Source organism: Wolbachia endosymbiont of Anopheles demeilloni, assembly GCF_018491735.2.
Classification (GTDB): Bacteria; Pseudomonadota; Alphaproteobacteria; order Rickettsiales; family Anaplasmataceae; genus Wolbachia.
The window spans coordinates 441,319-456,561 of sequence record NZ_CP084694.1 but is presented as its reverse complement, the minus strand read 5'-3'; the positions used below and the strand labels follow the sequence as shown (position 1 = coordinate 456,561).

General features: G+C 33.5%; 13 protein-coding genes and 2 pseudogenes. 7 read left to right on the top strand and 8 right to left on the bottom strand.

Going from position 1 to position 15,243, the window contains the following annotated elements; all coding sequences use genetic code 11:
* Positions 1 to 108 precede the first annotated feature (108 nt).
* The gene (locus JSQ73_RS02520; RefSeq protein WP_214249470.1) at positions 109 to 1,254 is read left to right on the top strand and encodes an MFS transporter; all 1,146 of its coding nucleotides are present in this window, start codon (positions 109 to 111) and stop codon (positions 1,252 to 1,254) included.
* A 17-nt stretch (positions 1,255 to 1,271) separates the two neighbouring features.
* On the opposite strand, the gene JSQ73_RS02515 is transcribed toward JSQ73_RS02520, so the two are convergent.
* Entirely contained in the window at positions 1,272 to 2,579 is a 1,308-nt protein-coding gene (locus JSQ73_RS02515) for a UDP-glucose dehydrogenase family protein (RefSeq protein ID WP_214249469.1), read from the bottom strand.
* Positions 2,580 to 2,626: 47 nt separating this feature from the next.
* Positions 2,627 to 3,526, bottom strand: coding sequence for a DMT family transporter (locus JSQ73_RS02510; RefSeq protein ID WP_214249468.1), 900 nt, complete (start codon positions 3,524 to 3,526; stop codon positions 2,627 to 2,629).
* 697 nt (positions 3,527 to 4,223) lie between these two features.
* Here JSQ73_RS02510 and JSQ73_RS02505 point away from each other — a divergent pair.
* The 4 genes from JSQ73_RS02505 to JSQ73_RS02490 all read left to right on the top strand — a co-directional run bounded on the left by JSQ73_RS02505 (position 4,224) and on the right by JSQ73_RS02490 (position 7,507).
* Positions 4,224 to 5,186 carry a hypothetical protein gene (locus JSQ73_RS02505; protein WP_234301871.1) on the top strand — a complete coding sequence of 321 codons (963 nt, stop codon included), beginning with the start codon at positions 4,224 to 4,226 and terminating at the stop codon, positions 5,184 to 5,186.
* 383 nt (positions 5,187 to 5,569) lie between these two features.
* The gene (locus JSQ73_RS02500) at positions 5,570 to 6,484 is read left to right on the top strand and encodes a PD-(D/E)XK nuclease domain-containing protein (RefSeq protein ID WP_234301870.1); all 915 of its coding nucleotides are present in this window, start codon (positions 5,570 to 5,572) and stop codon (positions 6,482 to 6,484) included.
* A gap of 51 nt (positions 6,485 to 6,535) precedes the next feature.
* Positions 6,536 to 7,180 (top strand): hypothetical protein, encoded by a 645-nt coding sequence (locus tag JSQ73_RS02495; RefSeq protein WP_234301869.1) that lies wholly within the window; start codon positions 6,536 to 6,538, stop codon positions 7,178 to 7,180.
* Positions 7,181 to 7,297: 117 nt separating this feature from the next.
* Entirely contained in the window at positions 7,298 to 7,507 is a 210-nt protein-coding gene (locus JSQ73_RS02490; RefSeq protein ID WP_234301868.1) for a hypothetical protein, read from the top strand.
* Between the two features lie 581 nt (positions 7,508 to 8,088).
* On the opposite strand, the pseudogene JSQ73_RS02485 reads toward JSQ73_RS02490, so the two are convergent.
* Positions 8,089 to 8,440, bottom strand: a pseudogene (locus JSQ73_RS02485) (transposase); the annotation flags it as partial.
* A gap of 79 nt (positions 8,441 to 8,519) precedes the next feature.
* On the opposite strand from JSQ73_RS02485, the pseudogene JSQ73_RS02480 reads away from it, so the two are divergent.
* Both JSQ73_RS02480 and JSQ73_RS02475 read left to right on the top strand, forming a co-directional pair.
* Positions 8,520 to 9,357 (top strand): annotated as a pseudogene (locus tag JSQ73_RS02480) (IS630 family transposase); the annotation flags it as partial.
* A gap of 645 nt (positions 9,358 to 10,002) precedes the next feature.
* On the top strand, positions 10,003 to 10,197 hold the full coding sequence (locus JSQ73_RS02475) for a hypothetical protein (RefSeq protein ID WP_234301867.1): 195 nt from the start codon (positions 10,003 to 10,005) through the stop codon (positions 10,195 to 10,197).
* Between the two features lie 7 nt (positions 10,198 to 10,204).
* Here JSQ73_RS02475 and trpS read toward each other — a convergent pair whose 3' ends face one another.
* From trpS to JSQ73_RS02450, 5 genes are all read right to left on the bottom strand, one after another.
* Positions 10,205 to 11,203: a tryptophan--tRNA ligase gene (gene trpS, locus JSQ73_RS02470; RefSeq protein ID WP_214249522.1), complete on the bottom strand. Its 999-nt coding sequence runs from the start codon at positions 11,201 to 11,203 to the stop codon at positions 10,205 to 10,207.
* Positions 11,204 to 11,218: 15 nt separating this feature from the next.
* Positions 11,219 to 11,779 carry a nucleotide exchange factor GrpE gene (locus JSQ73_RS02465; protein WP_214249521.1) on the bottom strand — a complete coding sequence of 187 codons (561 nt, stop codon included), beginning with the start codon at positions 11,777 to 11,779 and terminating at the stop codon, positions 11,219 to 11,221.
* A gap of 62 nt (positions 11,780 to 11,841) precedes the next feature.
* Entirely contained in the window at positions 11,842 to 12,828 is a 987-nt protein-coding gene (locus tag JSQ73_RS02460; RefSeq protein WP_214249520.1) for a polyprenyl synthetase family protein, read from the bottom strand.
* A gap of 10 nt (positions 12,829 to 12,838) precedes the next feature.
* On the bottom strand, positions 12,839 to 13,153 hold the full coding sequence (gene rpsP / locus JSQ73_RS02455; protein WP_006015540.1) for a 30S ribosomal protein S16: 315 nt from the start codon (positions 13,151 to 13,153) through the stop codon (positions 12,839 to 12,841).
* A 141-nt stretch (positions 13,154 to 13,294) separates the two neighbouring features.
* Complete coding sequence (locus JSQ73_RS02450; protein ID WP_214249519.1) at positions 13,295 to 15,094, bottom strand: peptidylprolyl isomerase; 1,800 nt, start codon at positions 15,092 to 15,094, stop codon at positions 13,295 to 13,297.
* Between the last annotated feature and the right edge of the window lie 149 nt (positions 15,095 to 15,243).

Here is a 15,243-nt window from a genome sequence, read left to right as displayed (position 1 = left end):
CAAACAATATTATACCAATATAGTATTATGCTAGCATCTGCATAGAGCTATTTGGTAATAGGTGTGAACTTTGTCTTCTTTCAATATTTACTATTCTTCTGTGGATATATGCTGCTTTATTTATCAAGACAAAGTATACCAATTGCTCTACCACTGTTAATAGATACTGACCATGTAAAATTAAGCTATTTTTTTGCCTGCTTTTCTTTTTTTTATGGAGTATCAAAATTTGTTAATGGAATAATCATGGACTCCAAAAATAATCCATTATTTATGTTTGGGCTATGCAATATTGCAACTGGATTATTAACCATTGGTATAACTTTATCATATAATAATCTGACTTTATTACTGTTAACATTAATATTATTAGCTTGGACACAAGGGTTAGGTTGGCCAGCTATTACCAAGTTTATGGTTACAAACTCTAGCATCTCTTCAATTGCATCATCATGGGGAGTTATGAGCTCATCTCAGCAATTTGGTTCTTGTATTACTTTAATTGTATTACCAAGTATAATTAAAATATATGATGCAAAAAGTGCATTTTTGTACTCTGGTCTCTTATGCTTACTTTTTGGAATTTATACAGTATTAAAAGCATATTACAAAGAAAGTGCCAACTTTACTACCTATTATAAGGTGCAGAAATCTCAAATAGGTATCAAGGTAACAAGTTCCATATGGTTTCTATGTTGTGCTACTTTTTGTGCTTATACTATAAAAATGGGAATCTTTTTTTGGTTTCCTATAATTTTAAGGGATAAATTACAAATTTCTCTTGTACAATCTTCACTAATAACAGGCGTATATGATTTAGGTGGAATCCTTGGAACTTTAATCACAGGAAGAATTAGTGATATGTACTTCTTTCAAAATAGAAGCTTGCTGGCATTACTTTACATGTTGGGTATAGCACTCACTTTTATTGTAATGAATTTTGGTCAAAACATAATTCTTATGAACCTTGGTGCAATCTTATCAGGATTTTTTATATTTGGAGTGCAAGTACTGACAGGTGTTATAGCTGTAGAAATTGCTCCACAAAATAATGTATGTGCAATTGTAAGCTTAACAGGATTATTTGGGTATATTGCAAGTTCAATATTTTCATGCGTGGTTTTAGGAGTACTTGTTAAGCACTGTGGTAACAGTATTATGTTTTCATTTTTTTCCATTTGCTCTGTTGTTGCACTCGTTTGCTTTTCCATACTATCAAGCAAAGATCTAAAAAAATTAAGTAAAGCGGTGTAAAAAAAATTTCTCAACAGTTAAATTTTGTAGATAGATTTTTTACCCAAGGAATAAACATGGTAACCATATCTTAGTAATAGCTCGCTATCTAATAAATTACGGAAATCAAAAACATTAGGTGCAGCCATAATACTCTTTAAACTTGCAAAATCTTGATTTTTAAATTCTTTCCACTCCGTTAATAATAATAAGGCTTCCGCGTCTCTTGCAGCTCCTATAGCGCTGTTCGCGTACTCTATATCCTTTAGAATTTGCCTAGCATTATCCATCCCTACTGGGTCATATGCAGTAATTTTAGCCTTGTTATTCACTAACAATTTTACTATATCTATAGCTGGGCTATTTCTTACATCATCAGTACCAGACTTAAAAGTTAGCCCCCATATCGCTATTTTTTTATTTTGGACTCCATTTAATAGATATTCTACCTTTTTAGCAATGTTTGTTATATGATTATAGTTAGATTCTTTAACTGAATTTAAAATTTGTAGCTTGACATTGTGATCTTCAGCAAGCCTTATTAAGGCCGATAAATCTTTAGGAAAACATGATCCTCCAAATCCTGGACCAGCTTTGAGAAATTCCTTACCTATTCTATGGTCCATTCCCATACTGTTAGCTAAAAGGTCAATGTCTGCTCCTAATAGCTCACATAAACCTGCCATCTCATTGATAAAAGCAACCTTTGTTGCTAGAAAAGCATTAGAAGCATATTTAATCATTTCAGCAGTAACTGTATCAGTGACTATTAACGGAATATTCTTATCTATAAATGATCTATATATAACTTCTAATTTTGCTCTAGCTAGCTTGGTTTTTACTCCTATTATTATCCTATCTGGGTATAAAAAATCTGATACTGCAGAGCCTTGCTTGAGAAACTCTGGATTAACTCCCAAATCAAAGTTATAGCCCTTATTAGATAAATAATTATGTATATTTTCTGCAGTACCAGGAGGAACAGTTGACTTTATCACTATTAAGCAATCTTGATTAACTCTGTCAGAAACTTCACTTACTGCTTTATATACATTCTTTAAATTTGCATTTCCTAGGGAGTCTGATGGAGTATCTACAGTTATAAATACTACTTCTGTATTGGGATTTATTTGAGAATACGAATCGAAAAATCTTATCCTTTGTGACTTTATATTATTCTCTAAATAATCTTCTAATCCAGATTCATATAAGGGAATTTTCCCTGATTTCAAAAGTTCAATCTTCTCAATATTGATGTCAATGTAATCAACTTTATGGCCCTGCTCCGATAACATTGTACCAGATACTAAGCCTACATACCCTACTCCTATAATAGTTATGTGCATTTTATTATCACCTTAAAAATATAGCTTAGGATCTAAAATAAATACCATTAACAATTATAAACTTTTGTTGTTACATTATTTTGCTTAATTGCCTTACCTTCCGAGTAAACTATAAATAAGGTTGATGGTATTAATATCAAAGTACCATATAAAGCACTTTTATCAGGTAATTCATTAAATATAACGTATGCTACTATTGCAGAAATTATTAGCTCTATGTATCTATAAGGTGCAAGTGCAGTAGCATCAGTAAGAGCAAAAGCTTTTAACATGAAGAACAGAATTAGGTTTGAACTTATTCCTGAAATCAGCATTAATACTAACTCCAACAAGGAAGGCATATGCCAATAAAATAATAAAGGTGGAGTAGAAAAAATAGTTGTCGTTAGAGCTGAATAAAATAACATACTTATTACTGACTCTCTTATTACAAGTTTCTTATTAAGTATATCTAATATAGCAAAGATCAATGCAGATACAATAAAAATAAGAATTTTAGGATCAAAATCTTCACTATGAGCTTTGGTAGTAATAGCAATACCAACAAAGCCAATAACAGTTACTATCCATCTTTGCCAAATTATATTTTCGTTTAGCAAAGGGATTGCAAGAAGTATAATAAATAATGGTATAGAAAAACTTATAATCGTTGCAGTTACTATGGAGAAAACAGTCAACCCGTAAGTCCATAAGGTCATTCCACAAAATAACAACCCACCCCTGGTTATTTGAGTAGATATTTGACTTGTTTTAAAAGTTTCTGTTCCATAGTAAAACATAAAAGGTACAAGGGTAATAGTGGTAAACAGAAAGCGGAAAAAAATTATTTCAAAACTCTGAAGATGTAAACTTAGATATTTTAATATAGTATCATTAGCTACACTACTAAGTAAGCTAAGTATAAACCAAATAACCCCAAACAAATAAGCTCTCAATCTGTAATTCATAAAGCTTCTGATTTAATAGATACGATGTACTCATATAATTTACTACAAAACTAATAATATAAAAGTTTTATGATGTACGTCCCTAGAATGTGATCGTAAGGGTTAATTATAAATAATTCGGGAAATTTCGTCTCTGTAGACATATTAAGAGCTATGTAACGAACGTTTATATTTGTGAGTAATAGTAAGGCTCAAGGTAAGGAAAATGCTAGTGAGGTAAAGTAGAATAACGTTGATTTGATAATTTAAGCTCATTCCCTCTTGCTACATCTCTCTTTAATATCTCCTCTTTTGCAGCAGGTCTATACTTACTGCTTAAATTTAGGTGCACACTAATTTTTCGATTTGTATATTATATTAATGCTTGTATAATACCTTCATTGAATATTTGATTTTGAGGTAATTAGATGACAAAAAGTAAAACTAAACGTGGAACGGAAGATTTGAAGGGTAATGTAGACCAAAGCAAAAGATCTCGTCTCAGTTCTGATCCTAAAAAAATAAAGAGATTATCTCTAGCAAAGTAATAAGTAAGCTGAAGGATGTTGTTAAAGGTGATAGAACTTCAGCTATTGAGGAATGGGTCAAGGCTCACCCTGTAACAGTAGAGGGTCTAACCGTTGAGCAATCGGACCTCTTATGTAATGCGTTTCGTGATGAATCTTGTTGGTCAGGTGCGACACTAGATATTGCTTAATTGGTAGGAGAATTAGCTAAATCAGGTGTGTTGAACCCATTTGCTATATATAAAATAGCATGTATTGAGTGTGTAGAGAGTGAAATTAAGCAACTATTTGACAAGGCGTTAGAGTCTTTTAGATCTGACTTATCTCATAAAGGCGCATGTGAGGAAGATAGGAATTTAGCTTGCAGTGATGAGCTTGCAAGAGTTGACTTGTTAAGTTCCATGGGAAGACGTGATCCTGTTTTCAATTTCTGGATTGATCAAGAATCAGGTAACCTTAGAGAAAATATAGAAGCAGAAGATGGATTTAATAAGGCTGTAGATTTCAAGTGGAGTAAGGGAGTGGAACACTTCTATAATCGTCTGTGTTCTGAAGAAAAATTAGTGAAAGAAGGGCGAGAAAAATTGCTAGTTTCTGCTATTGCAAAATTATCTCCATTGCAATCTAGCTATAAACTTGCTTCTACCTTAAATTCCCTTCTAGGTAAAGTCATAAGCGCAAAAGTAGATCATAAGTCACTACTCGGGCTACCGAATAAGAAAGATAGGGGTGTGATCTATCGTCCTCTTAGTTGCTTAGTAGAGCACGGTTTTCTTTACACAACTAAGTATGTTATCCAGTACTTGAGCGATGGATGTTCAAGAGCTGAAGTAGAGAAAATGCTTTCACCTAGAGGATATGCACATCTTCTCTCATCACTTTCATTTGTTGTAGTTTCTAAAGATTATGACTTGGATAACAGGGATGAAGCAAGGTCAGCTATTAGCAGTCTTTGGGAATCTAGTGTATTTAATCAAAATAAAATAAATGTTGTCGATCCTTTTAAAGATAAGATTGCTTTTGTTGCAATGGAAAATGCAATTTCAAATTTGATTGTAGATCAGGAGAGCAGCAAGGATACTCAAAGTGCTGGCGATGGTGAAAAAGTTGATTTGGTCTTGAGTATTTTAAAGTTTGCTAAAGATTGTTGTTGAGACAAAAGATTTGAATCATTAAAAAAGAGGATAGCAAATAGTTTAGACAAAACAAGAGATTCTAAGATAATAGGTGCAACTAGCTCCTCTAATTTAATAGAAGAGTTGTGCAAAGCGGCAAAAAGCTTGAGTTTATCCTCTGCTAGTTCTGAAGGTCCTCAATCTACGTTAGTGGGTACTAGTGCTAGTATTTCTCCTGCTGCAGTTGTTAACAAATAGGAGTGTTTATGCATGGTAATGGTGAAGATCATGAATTAGTTAGAGATTTCTTAAATGGAAATTGTACTGAATTCAGTAGGAAGTTTGGGGATTTTTAAAACAATTGTCCATCTTTTTTGCATTCTGCCAATAAGCACGGCTTTTTTCCTACATTCTTCTTTGGCATGTTTGCTACTGCACATGATTCTAGTATTGCAGATCCAAATGATGAAAGAATTTATTTTCGTTTTGACGGTTGTGGAAATCTGAAAGTTGCAGTTCTTACTAATGAAGAAGATAGAAGAATAGTAAGGTGTTATACTATTGCTGATAATGAGAACAGCCCTGGGTCAAGGTTTAGTGCAGAAGAGAAGCAGCAGGTAGAAGAAAATCTTCCACAAGAATTACAGGAAGGTGAGGATCTGGACTGGGAAGAGCATAAAATATTTCGATTTGGAGAGGAATGTAGGCATTTTGATGAAGGACACAGTTTCCCTCAATGTGATGAATATGAAGCACCAGTTTTTCACGAAATTAACCCAATCAGAGCACCAGGTGAATTGTTAGACCTGATGAATGAGTTGGCAAATGATAACGCAGGAGAAGTGCGTACTAATGTTAAAAGGATTTTGCAATATATTGTTGATATACATGATGAACATGAAGGTAGCTTAGTGTTCGGTGCAGAGTCTGATTACCACGGTTTTCTGTGTGGTTTTTTAGTAAATTTTAGATACCGGTCTGTGGCTGGTGTCTACCCAGAGCTACTCATAGGAAAAGGTTATGCAGATGTTGTTTTGCTTGTTCGTGGTGTTGATCAGGCAAATGATTCAGTTCCAGTTATAATTGAGTTGAAGGTTGGTGATGAAGAAGGGTTAGAACAAGCTAAAGATTATGCTAAAAGTTGTTCTGTGTCGTCTTTGCCTATTCATACCTCATCACCAAGTGCTGTTTGTGTAGCGTTAAATTTTCAATTACGTGGAGGTGCGGGTCTCCGAACTTCTGTGCAGCCCTTTTCAGAAGGTGGTCTTTCCTTAATACCTGGTTTACTACATCCCCATGGAAATGGAGTTAGGGGAAATGTAATACGTTTTTTATAACCCATAGCCTCAGAGTTCACTCAATCAGCTCATTGTGACACTTTTTCCTGCATGTCATCGTTTGCCTTTGGAAATGTTTTATCTACAAGGAGGGACTTAGAAGCAGATAATGGGCGAGAAGTAAGGGTTACCAAGTATCTATTTAACCACTCTGAGGAAGAGAAAATGAAATATATAAGTGGTAGGGGAGATGCAGCAAACATTGTAAGGCATGCGTTAACTTTAGCTCTGTTTGTATCAAATATTGGGTTTGTTGTTCTTCACATTTTTCGTTATTTAAGGTCGCAGACTTTACCAGATAAAGCATTAGACCTGTCATTATTACCTCAAGCAGAAGATAATGCTAATGTGCGTGAAGTACTTTGTGAGGTAAATGTCCAGAGTCATCTGCAAGTGTTTTCTGCAAAGAAATTCGAATCACTACGTGCTTACTTACGTTCTCATAGAGAAGGTTATTTTGAGGGTAGGTTCTCAGAACAAATGGGTAACGTTAGGAACTTATATCAATTTGCAGATGAATTGATGAATGCTGAGCCTAATTTTGGTAATGATGGTAATGTGAATGGTGAGTACAGGGCTAGGTATGAAGTTTTATTTAATGAGATTTCTCGTCTGTTGTCTCCGTTATTAAATGGAAACCGTTTACTCGTGAACAATGAAGCTAAATTTCAGGCTTTGTTGCGTGGGATATTTTAAAGTTGCGATAATCCTGCCAAGGTAATTATTGAGTTCCAGCTACAGAGAGGAAGGAAAATAGACCTAGTATTATCAAAATCTGCGGAAAATGATGATACTTATCCAATTGGAATAGAGTTGAAGTATGCTAACACCGCAGAACAAGTTGAACGAAAAAGGGTGGAGGCAAATCGACAATTAAGTGAATACGAATTTTGTGGAGGATGCAAGCGTATTACTGGGGGAGATGCGATGGTTTTGTTATACGCTATATTAAATGCTGTAGGACAAGAGCAGAATCTGATATTGATTGGTGGACTTCGTAGAGCATCTGGGTTTTCTAGATGACTTGTAACTAATAAAAGTATCAAAGATAAGGTTGTTTATGGGTAAAATTATGCATTAAGCTAGAGTGCGTTTGAGTAAGGTTGGAGAAAAAGCAAGGTCTTTGAGCAAGAAAATTTGATTTATGTTTTTTTAAGTTAAAGTTAACCTGATGAAGTTTGTATAATTTATTGTTGGAGTTTTTTTGTTCTATTTTTACTGTAAGTTCAATCTGCTCTATCTTTGGTCTTTTTTTCTAAGTTTTGCAGCAAGTCTAATATTTTTACTACTTAATGGAATCACTTGCAGAAAGTGGAGATATAATGCTAAGGCAGAGGAGCTCAGACAGTTGCCTTAAAACAATAAAGAAATAGTAAAGGCAAAAAGATACCCTTGCGTAGTTCTAAAGCTTTTCTAGTAACCGTTCACGATATAAGAAAGTAGTTTACAAAAATGGTATAGTGGTATAAAGAAGATAAGCTAGATAGAGAGGTTTTAATGATAGAAGTGCTGCAAGAGAAGATTGTGGTGTTAGAGTCAGAAAATGCCAATCTCAAAGCGGAGATAGAAAATCTTAGAAAGGAAGTAATAACCCCAACTATGGATTAGCCAGTAAAGAAAGGAATAGAAATAGAGGGCTTTTTCGACTGCATGGAATAGGAAATTTGTTAGCGATCTGTGTCTTGTGTGCTCAATCTCAAATTTGTTTTTCAGGGAGTCGAAAACAGTCTCAATAATCGATCTTTTCCTTAGTAAAATCTTCTCTTTAAGTGAAATGAGTACATTTTTCATACCTTTTTTTACTTTAGTGACGAGTTTTAGGCCTCTATCGAAGAGTTTCTCAAATAGCTCTTTCTTTATATAGCCCTTATCTCCGAACAAAAGTCCGGTCAGTCTTTTAGTAAGAATTGGCAAAGGTTTTCTGTCATCAACGTTACTTTTAGTTAGAGTAATACCAATTTCCATTACATGAGGAACAGATGGACGATGATGGAAGAAAAGCCATAATGAAGTAAGTAAAATAGTTGAGGTATAAATGGCATTAAGATCAAAATTATTGGATGAAAAAGTAGTAGAATCAGCAAAAGAAATGCTGAAGAAAGTAAGAAATAATGCATATGTTTCAAAAAAACTAAATGCTGTAATTGCAGCAAAAAAGTACAGTATAACGGCTGTAGCAAAAATATATTGCATTTCAAGAAGCGCACTAACTTCGTGAATAAAACTCTTAAAATTTGGCAAAAAAGAAAAACTATTTGCTCCTCCACAACGCTGTAGAAAAACTAAATTAAATCAGGTTCAACTACAGCAAATTGAAGAGTGGATAGAAGAAAATTCTAATATTACCATTAAAGAAATGAGAATAAGAATCCAGGAAAAGTTCAGATTAAATATCAGCAAATCTACAGTACACTGCTATATGCAAAAGATGAAATTCTCATATATTACACCAAGGCCAGTTCATAATGGACAAGATAAAAGCAAACAAGAGGAATTCAAAAAAAAATCTCAATGGAGCTATTAGCAAGTATCCAGAAAAAGAGCTGTTTTTCTTTGATGAATCACGGTTTGGCACACATTCAAAAGTCGGACACGGGTGGTTTAAAAAAGGCAGTAGGACACAGGTTAAGGTAAAATTAGGTAGGGAAAATTTTTATCTCTATAGTGCAGTTAATCCCAGAAATGGAGAGAATTTTAGCTTATTTGCACCAAACGTCAACACTGATTGTATAAATATATTCCTTGAACAGATGTCGCAATATTTAGGAATACGAAAGGCTTTTCTTGTGATGGATTGCGCTAGTTGGCATAAGTCAAAAAATTTAAAGGTACCTAAAAATATCGAAATTATATACCTACCGCCATACTCCCCTGCTCACTTTTACCCACAATTTTGAGAGGTCATGATGTGAAGCATAACTATGCTCTCCTTAAGATTTTCATAGCCCCGCCATAGAGTCATAGCCCCTGGTAAATTATCACTTTTTCTATTCATAAATCCATCTTCCTGCAAGACTTCAGATCTGCTACAATAATCTCAAACTTTCCTCGACTTATATCACTTGGATATAAACTTCCCATATCCTACTTTATCCTCTCATTCTATCCCTTTTTTGAGATCATGTACAGGTTCTTAGAAAAATGAAGGAACAAGAAGAGGATATAAAAAGAGACAGGCTCCAGAGCCACCAGCGCTAAACGCTACCAATCAAGAAATTAGGCAAGAAATTAAAGAAGATAAATCTGAAATACTGTCAAATTCTAAAAGGCTAAATATTGTTGATCAACAAGTGAGCACGAAACCAATAATAGTAGAAGTGACTTCGCAAAAATCAGCTTAAAGTAAACCAATCCTGAAAAAACCTGCTGATAAAGCAGCATCAGAAGTAAAAGCGGTTATTATAAAAGAAAAAGTAAATAGCAAAAAGGACGGTAGAGTAAAGTCAATAGTAGGAAAATTTGAGCAAAATCAAGTTGCTAAGAGCAAAGCCACCCCTGCAACACAAGCAGATATCGGTATGAAGAAAGATCCTGCACCATCGCAAAAAACTGCCTCCCAATCTCACTCATTTCCGGTAGGAAATAAAAGATCTAAAATGAACCTCATAACAGCAAAGTCCGATTCTAAACTTCCAGTTAGTAAAAAACCTCTTCTCACTCATGTTAGTGTAAAGAAAATAGCTGCACTATTTGAAAGCCATGGGAAGAAATAGTTGTAACCTATTGAATAAATCCTATAATATCCTTGACCTTTTTTATATTGTTATTTGCAATCTCTGCTGCTTTTTCTGTACCTTCTTTTAATATTTTATGTAGATGGAGCTGATCCTTCAAAAGACCGTTCAACTTCTCACGTATGGGTGATATAACACTGATGATTAAGTCAGCTAACTCTTTTTTAAAGTTCTTCATTTCATGTTTATCCACTTTTTTACACACTTTTTCTACATTTAAATCACTAAGCACTGAATAAATATTTATCAAATTGCTTATTTCTGGACGACATTTTAAAGTAGAAAAATCAAATCCTAGAATTGAATCTGTTTTTGCTTTTTCTATTTTCTTGACAATTAAGTCATTTGTATCGTTAAGGTTAATGCATGAATATCCTGAAGGATCAGATTTGCTCATCTTGCTTGCTCCATCTCTTAAGCTCATTATCCTTGATGTACAATCCAAAATTAAGATTTCAGGTATGATGAAATGACTACATTTATAATGATTGTTAAAAGCTGATGCAATATCACGTGCAAGTTCTAAATGCTGTTTTTGATCATCGCCAACAGGAACATATTTAGTTTGATACAGCAATATATCCGCAGCCATAAGTACTGGGTAGCTATATAACCCAAGAGAAGCTTTTTGTCTATCGCTTCCAGCCTTATCTTTAAATTGAGTCATACGATTAAGCCAACCAATTGGTGTATAGCACCCTAGCAGCCAGCCCAATTCTGCATGACCACTAACTGCGGATTGATTGAAAATAATCGACTTTTCCGGATCTATTCCACATGCAATATAAGTTGCTGCTGCTTTAAAAATATTATTTTTTAATTCATTTGCGGGAAGCTTATTTGCTGTGATTGCATGCAGATCAACAACACAAAAAAGAGATTTATATTTATCCTGCAGGCCTATCCACTGCTTAATTGCACCAAGATAATTGCCCAAGTGTAATACTCCACTTGGCTGAATACCTGAGAAGACAACTTCTTCCATACCTTGAGTGTTTTATTAGTTACTTTCGCAATCAGCAGATTTTTTAGAAAGAATAACCATTGCAGGACGAAGCAACCTATTTTTAATTGTATAACCAGTTTGTAGTACTTCTACAATAGTTCCAGGCTCTTTTTCATTATCTTCTCTTTCCACAACAGCTTGATGTAAATTGCTGTCAAAAGAGTTACCTATTGGATCTATTTCTTCTATTCCATGTTTTTTTAGATCACTCACAATCTTTTGGTGCGCCACTTTTATTCCTTCATGAATAGGATCATCATCTTTCAAGTTTTCCATTGCTTTTTTTAAATTGTCACAAGAGTCGATCATATCACGTGCAAATTTTGTGACTGCATAATCACTTGCATCGCTAATTTGCTTTTGCATTATACGTTTAACGTTTTCATTATCCGCAACAGCGCGACGTAAATGATCTTCAATCTGAACTGCACGTTCTTTTAATATATTAAGCTCTTCACTTAAATCACCTGTTTGCTGATCTTCTTGATCATCCCCTTTTCGTTTACTGACCATATCTGCAAATTTCTTTTTTTTCTCTTTATTACTATCTGACATATCATTCACCTTTACAAACTTAATAAATATATAACAATCAATCTAAAAATATCAAGCGTTAGCTATCCTTGTCTTTCTATGCTTGCATTTAAAAAGTCAATCAAAGCAGTTTTATAAAGAGAATCAGAAAAAGTATCAATATTACTTTGCGCCATATTAATATAGTGTTTAGCTTCTTCCATAGAAACATGAATAGCATTATGATGATTAATATATTGTAATGCTTGGTCAAAATTGTGTCTAGCTGAAGAAAAAGATTTCTCCCAGAATTTTTGTTCTGATGGGCTGCCTTTTTCATATGCTATAATAGAAGGTAAAGTAACTTTACCTTCAAAGAAATCTTTTCCAAGTTGCTTTCCTAAAGTGCCTTGATTAGCAGTATAATCTAGCACGTCATCAATTATTTGGAATGCCATACCAAAATTAAACCCGAAATTCCTTAGCCTCTCTGTTTCATCACTTGTGGCTCCAGATACTACTGATGCAGCCTCGCAGCATGCAGAAAATAAAGATGCTGTCTTTTCTCCAATGATATTAAAATAATTTTTCCTAATTTTATTAGGGTCAAAACGCGTTGTCATCTGCTTTATCTCACCCTTGACAAGCAAATTAGATGCCTTAGATAAAATAGAGAGAACACTTAAATTCCCACATTCTATAAGCCATCTAAATGCTAAGGTCAATAATAGATCACCAACTAAAATGCTTGATTTATTCCCCCAAATTTTATTTGCTGTTGCAACTCCATGGCGTGCCTTACTTTCATCAAGCACGTCATCATGAAGTAAAGTAGCGTTGTGTATAAATTCTACCGATGCAGCAATGTTGACCCTACTCTCTCCAGAGTAATTCAGCATTTTACATATAATAAAAATGAGCTTAGGCCTTATCTTTTTTCCTCCTGAATTAATAAGATGAGATGTAATATCGGTAGCAAGCTTAGTACCTTCATCATTGACATTTTTGAAGATAAAGTCATTCATAGCCAATAAATCAGAGGATACAATATCATCTAATTTACTACTTTTTGTTAAATCAGTGTTTAGCATTTAAGAGGACTTATGCTTCTTGCCCTTGTACTTTCTCAACTTTTTTCTTTTCTATTTTTTTCGATTCTGTTTCTAAATCTACTATGCCTTTTTTAATGAACCACATTACCCTTTCAGTTGCTTGCGCTCCTACACTTAGCCAATGTTTTAATCTATCAGCTTTTACCACAACACGATTTTTATTGTCTTTTGGCAACATTGGATCATATTGTCCTATTCTCTCAATAAAGCGCCCATCTCTTGGTGCTCGTGAGTCGGCTACAACTATCCTATAAAAAGGACGTTTCTTTGCCCCAAACCTTGCTAACCTTATTTTAACTGCCATGTCAACCTTTATTCATATATTAATTACAATTTAAATACAATAAACAGCTCAAGTCAAACTAATTGTACCTCTTTTACCTAAAAATACAATATAGCCCCCTCCAATCACTCATAAAAGGAAGATCTAGGATAATAAACTTTTTTATATATCATCAATCATAGCATGATTAACTTCTACTCTATACTTTGATTTTAGATAGCTAATTAACTGTTCCTTTAGCGATATCATCACACGTTTTCCGGTGTCAAGCATGTTTAATTTACCATTTGATGAATGCATTTGTTTTAGAACACCTATTATAATTTCATTATTGTATTGAATAGGATCTGTTACCGAATTAGTTGTTTTCATATTGAAAATCTCTTCTATGAAAGAAAAAGGGTAGTTTTGTTCATTGCGTTGTATTTGCTGGCCTTTAACCAATTTTATACCTTGCATTTCTTCCAAATCTGTCTTTTCTCTTAGTTGAACTGCTACTTCTTGTCCTATTTTAAACATTCTTTCTTTTATAAATTCACTACGCCAAAGCTTTATGGCTGATTCCCTACTTTCTTCAAAATTTTGTAATTTAGGAGGAACGATATCACTGATTTTTACACCAACAACAGTATCTCCAACACCCTTAAAATAACTCTTCTGATCTTTCTCGCGTGAAAAAATGAAAGAAATGAAATCACTGGAATTTCCTAATTTATTACCACTTTGGTCTTTCTCACTAGCATCTACTGGACCAATGGTTTGTATAGGTAAATTGTAATTATTGGAGATTTCTTCAATCGTTGCACCATTGTATATCTTATAATTCACTTGATTTATGAAATCATTGACTTTTTCAAAAGACTTTTGATTGATTAAAACTGACCTTATGTCTTTTTTTAAATCAACCAAGTCTTCATCAGAGATTTGATGTATGCTTTCTACCTTTATTACGTGCCATCCAAAATTGCTTGTTAAAACTTCACTTACTTCACCTGTTTTGAGAGCAAATACCTTTTCTCTCATATTTTCAGGTAAGAAATCCTTAGTTATATTATTTACTCTGGTTTCATCGAGTTTCACTTTATTAAACTCTTCTATTATTTGTTCAAAGCTTGCTTTACTTTCTTCAAGTGCTCTTCTTGCTATTTCGGCTTTTTCTTTGGTAGGAAATATCACATTGAATATGTCTCTTTGATTTTTAAGTTCCTGATGTTCTATTATACTATCAACCTCTTCATCTGAAATTCTGATTTGATCTTCAAAATATTTTTGATCCAGAGAAATGTATTGCGCAGTTCGATACTCAGGGTAATAAAAATTGGACTTATTTCTTTCATACAAATCAAGTAAGGCTTGATCATCTAATTCAGGAACGTCTGTAATTGCATCCTCAGTTATTTTAACAATATCAACTACTCTAGTTTGGTAGCGATTTTTGTATATCTGCTCATCAACACTCTCACCAAAAGTTACCGGATAATTATCTTCAAATAACGAAGTCATGAACATCATTGCAGGCAGGATTTTCTCTAATTTTTCTATATATTCCTTTTCTGTTATATGCAGGCTATTTAGAGTTTGATGGAATTTATTATGGTCAAATTCTCCTTTATCATCCTGAAAGTACTTGGTATTTTTTATATGGCTTTTGATAGATTCTTCTCCAACTTTTAATCCAAGTTCGCTAATTAGGTTAAACAATAGTTTTTGCTCTATAAGTGCGTTAAGTAAATCATATTTTAGCTTTTTTACTTGTTCTTTACTTACATCAGATCCAGAAATTTGCTTTTCATAATTTTGATATAGTAATTTATATTCATCTGATGTTATCACTTCCTTTCCTATTTTAGCTAATTCTTTCCTTTCATCATCATTTGATAAAAGATTGCCAATCCCCATAAAGATTAATAAGCAAACTAAAAGGAGAACGATTGCCTTGGTAAAAAAATTTCTAATACTCATTGTAAACTCAGTTAACTAACACTTAAATTTAGAATAGCAATAATTTAATCTTTGTAAATCTATTAACAAATTAGCTAATATATTTAATATTGTAGTGTATTAAATTGAATGGAAGCTTATATTAACCTAAGAGCCTGTAAGTGATCTCT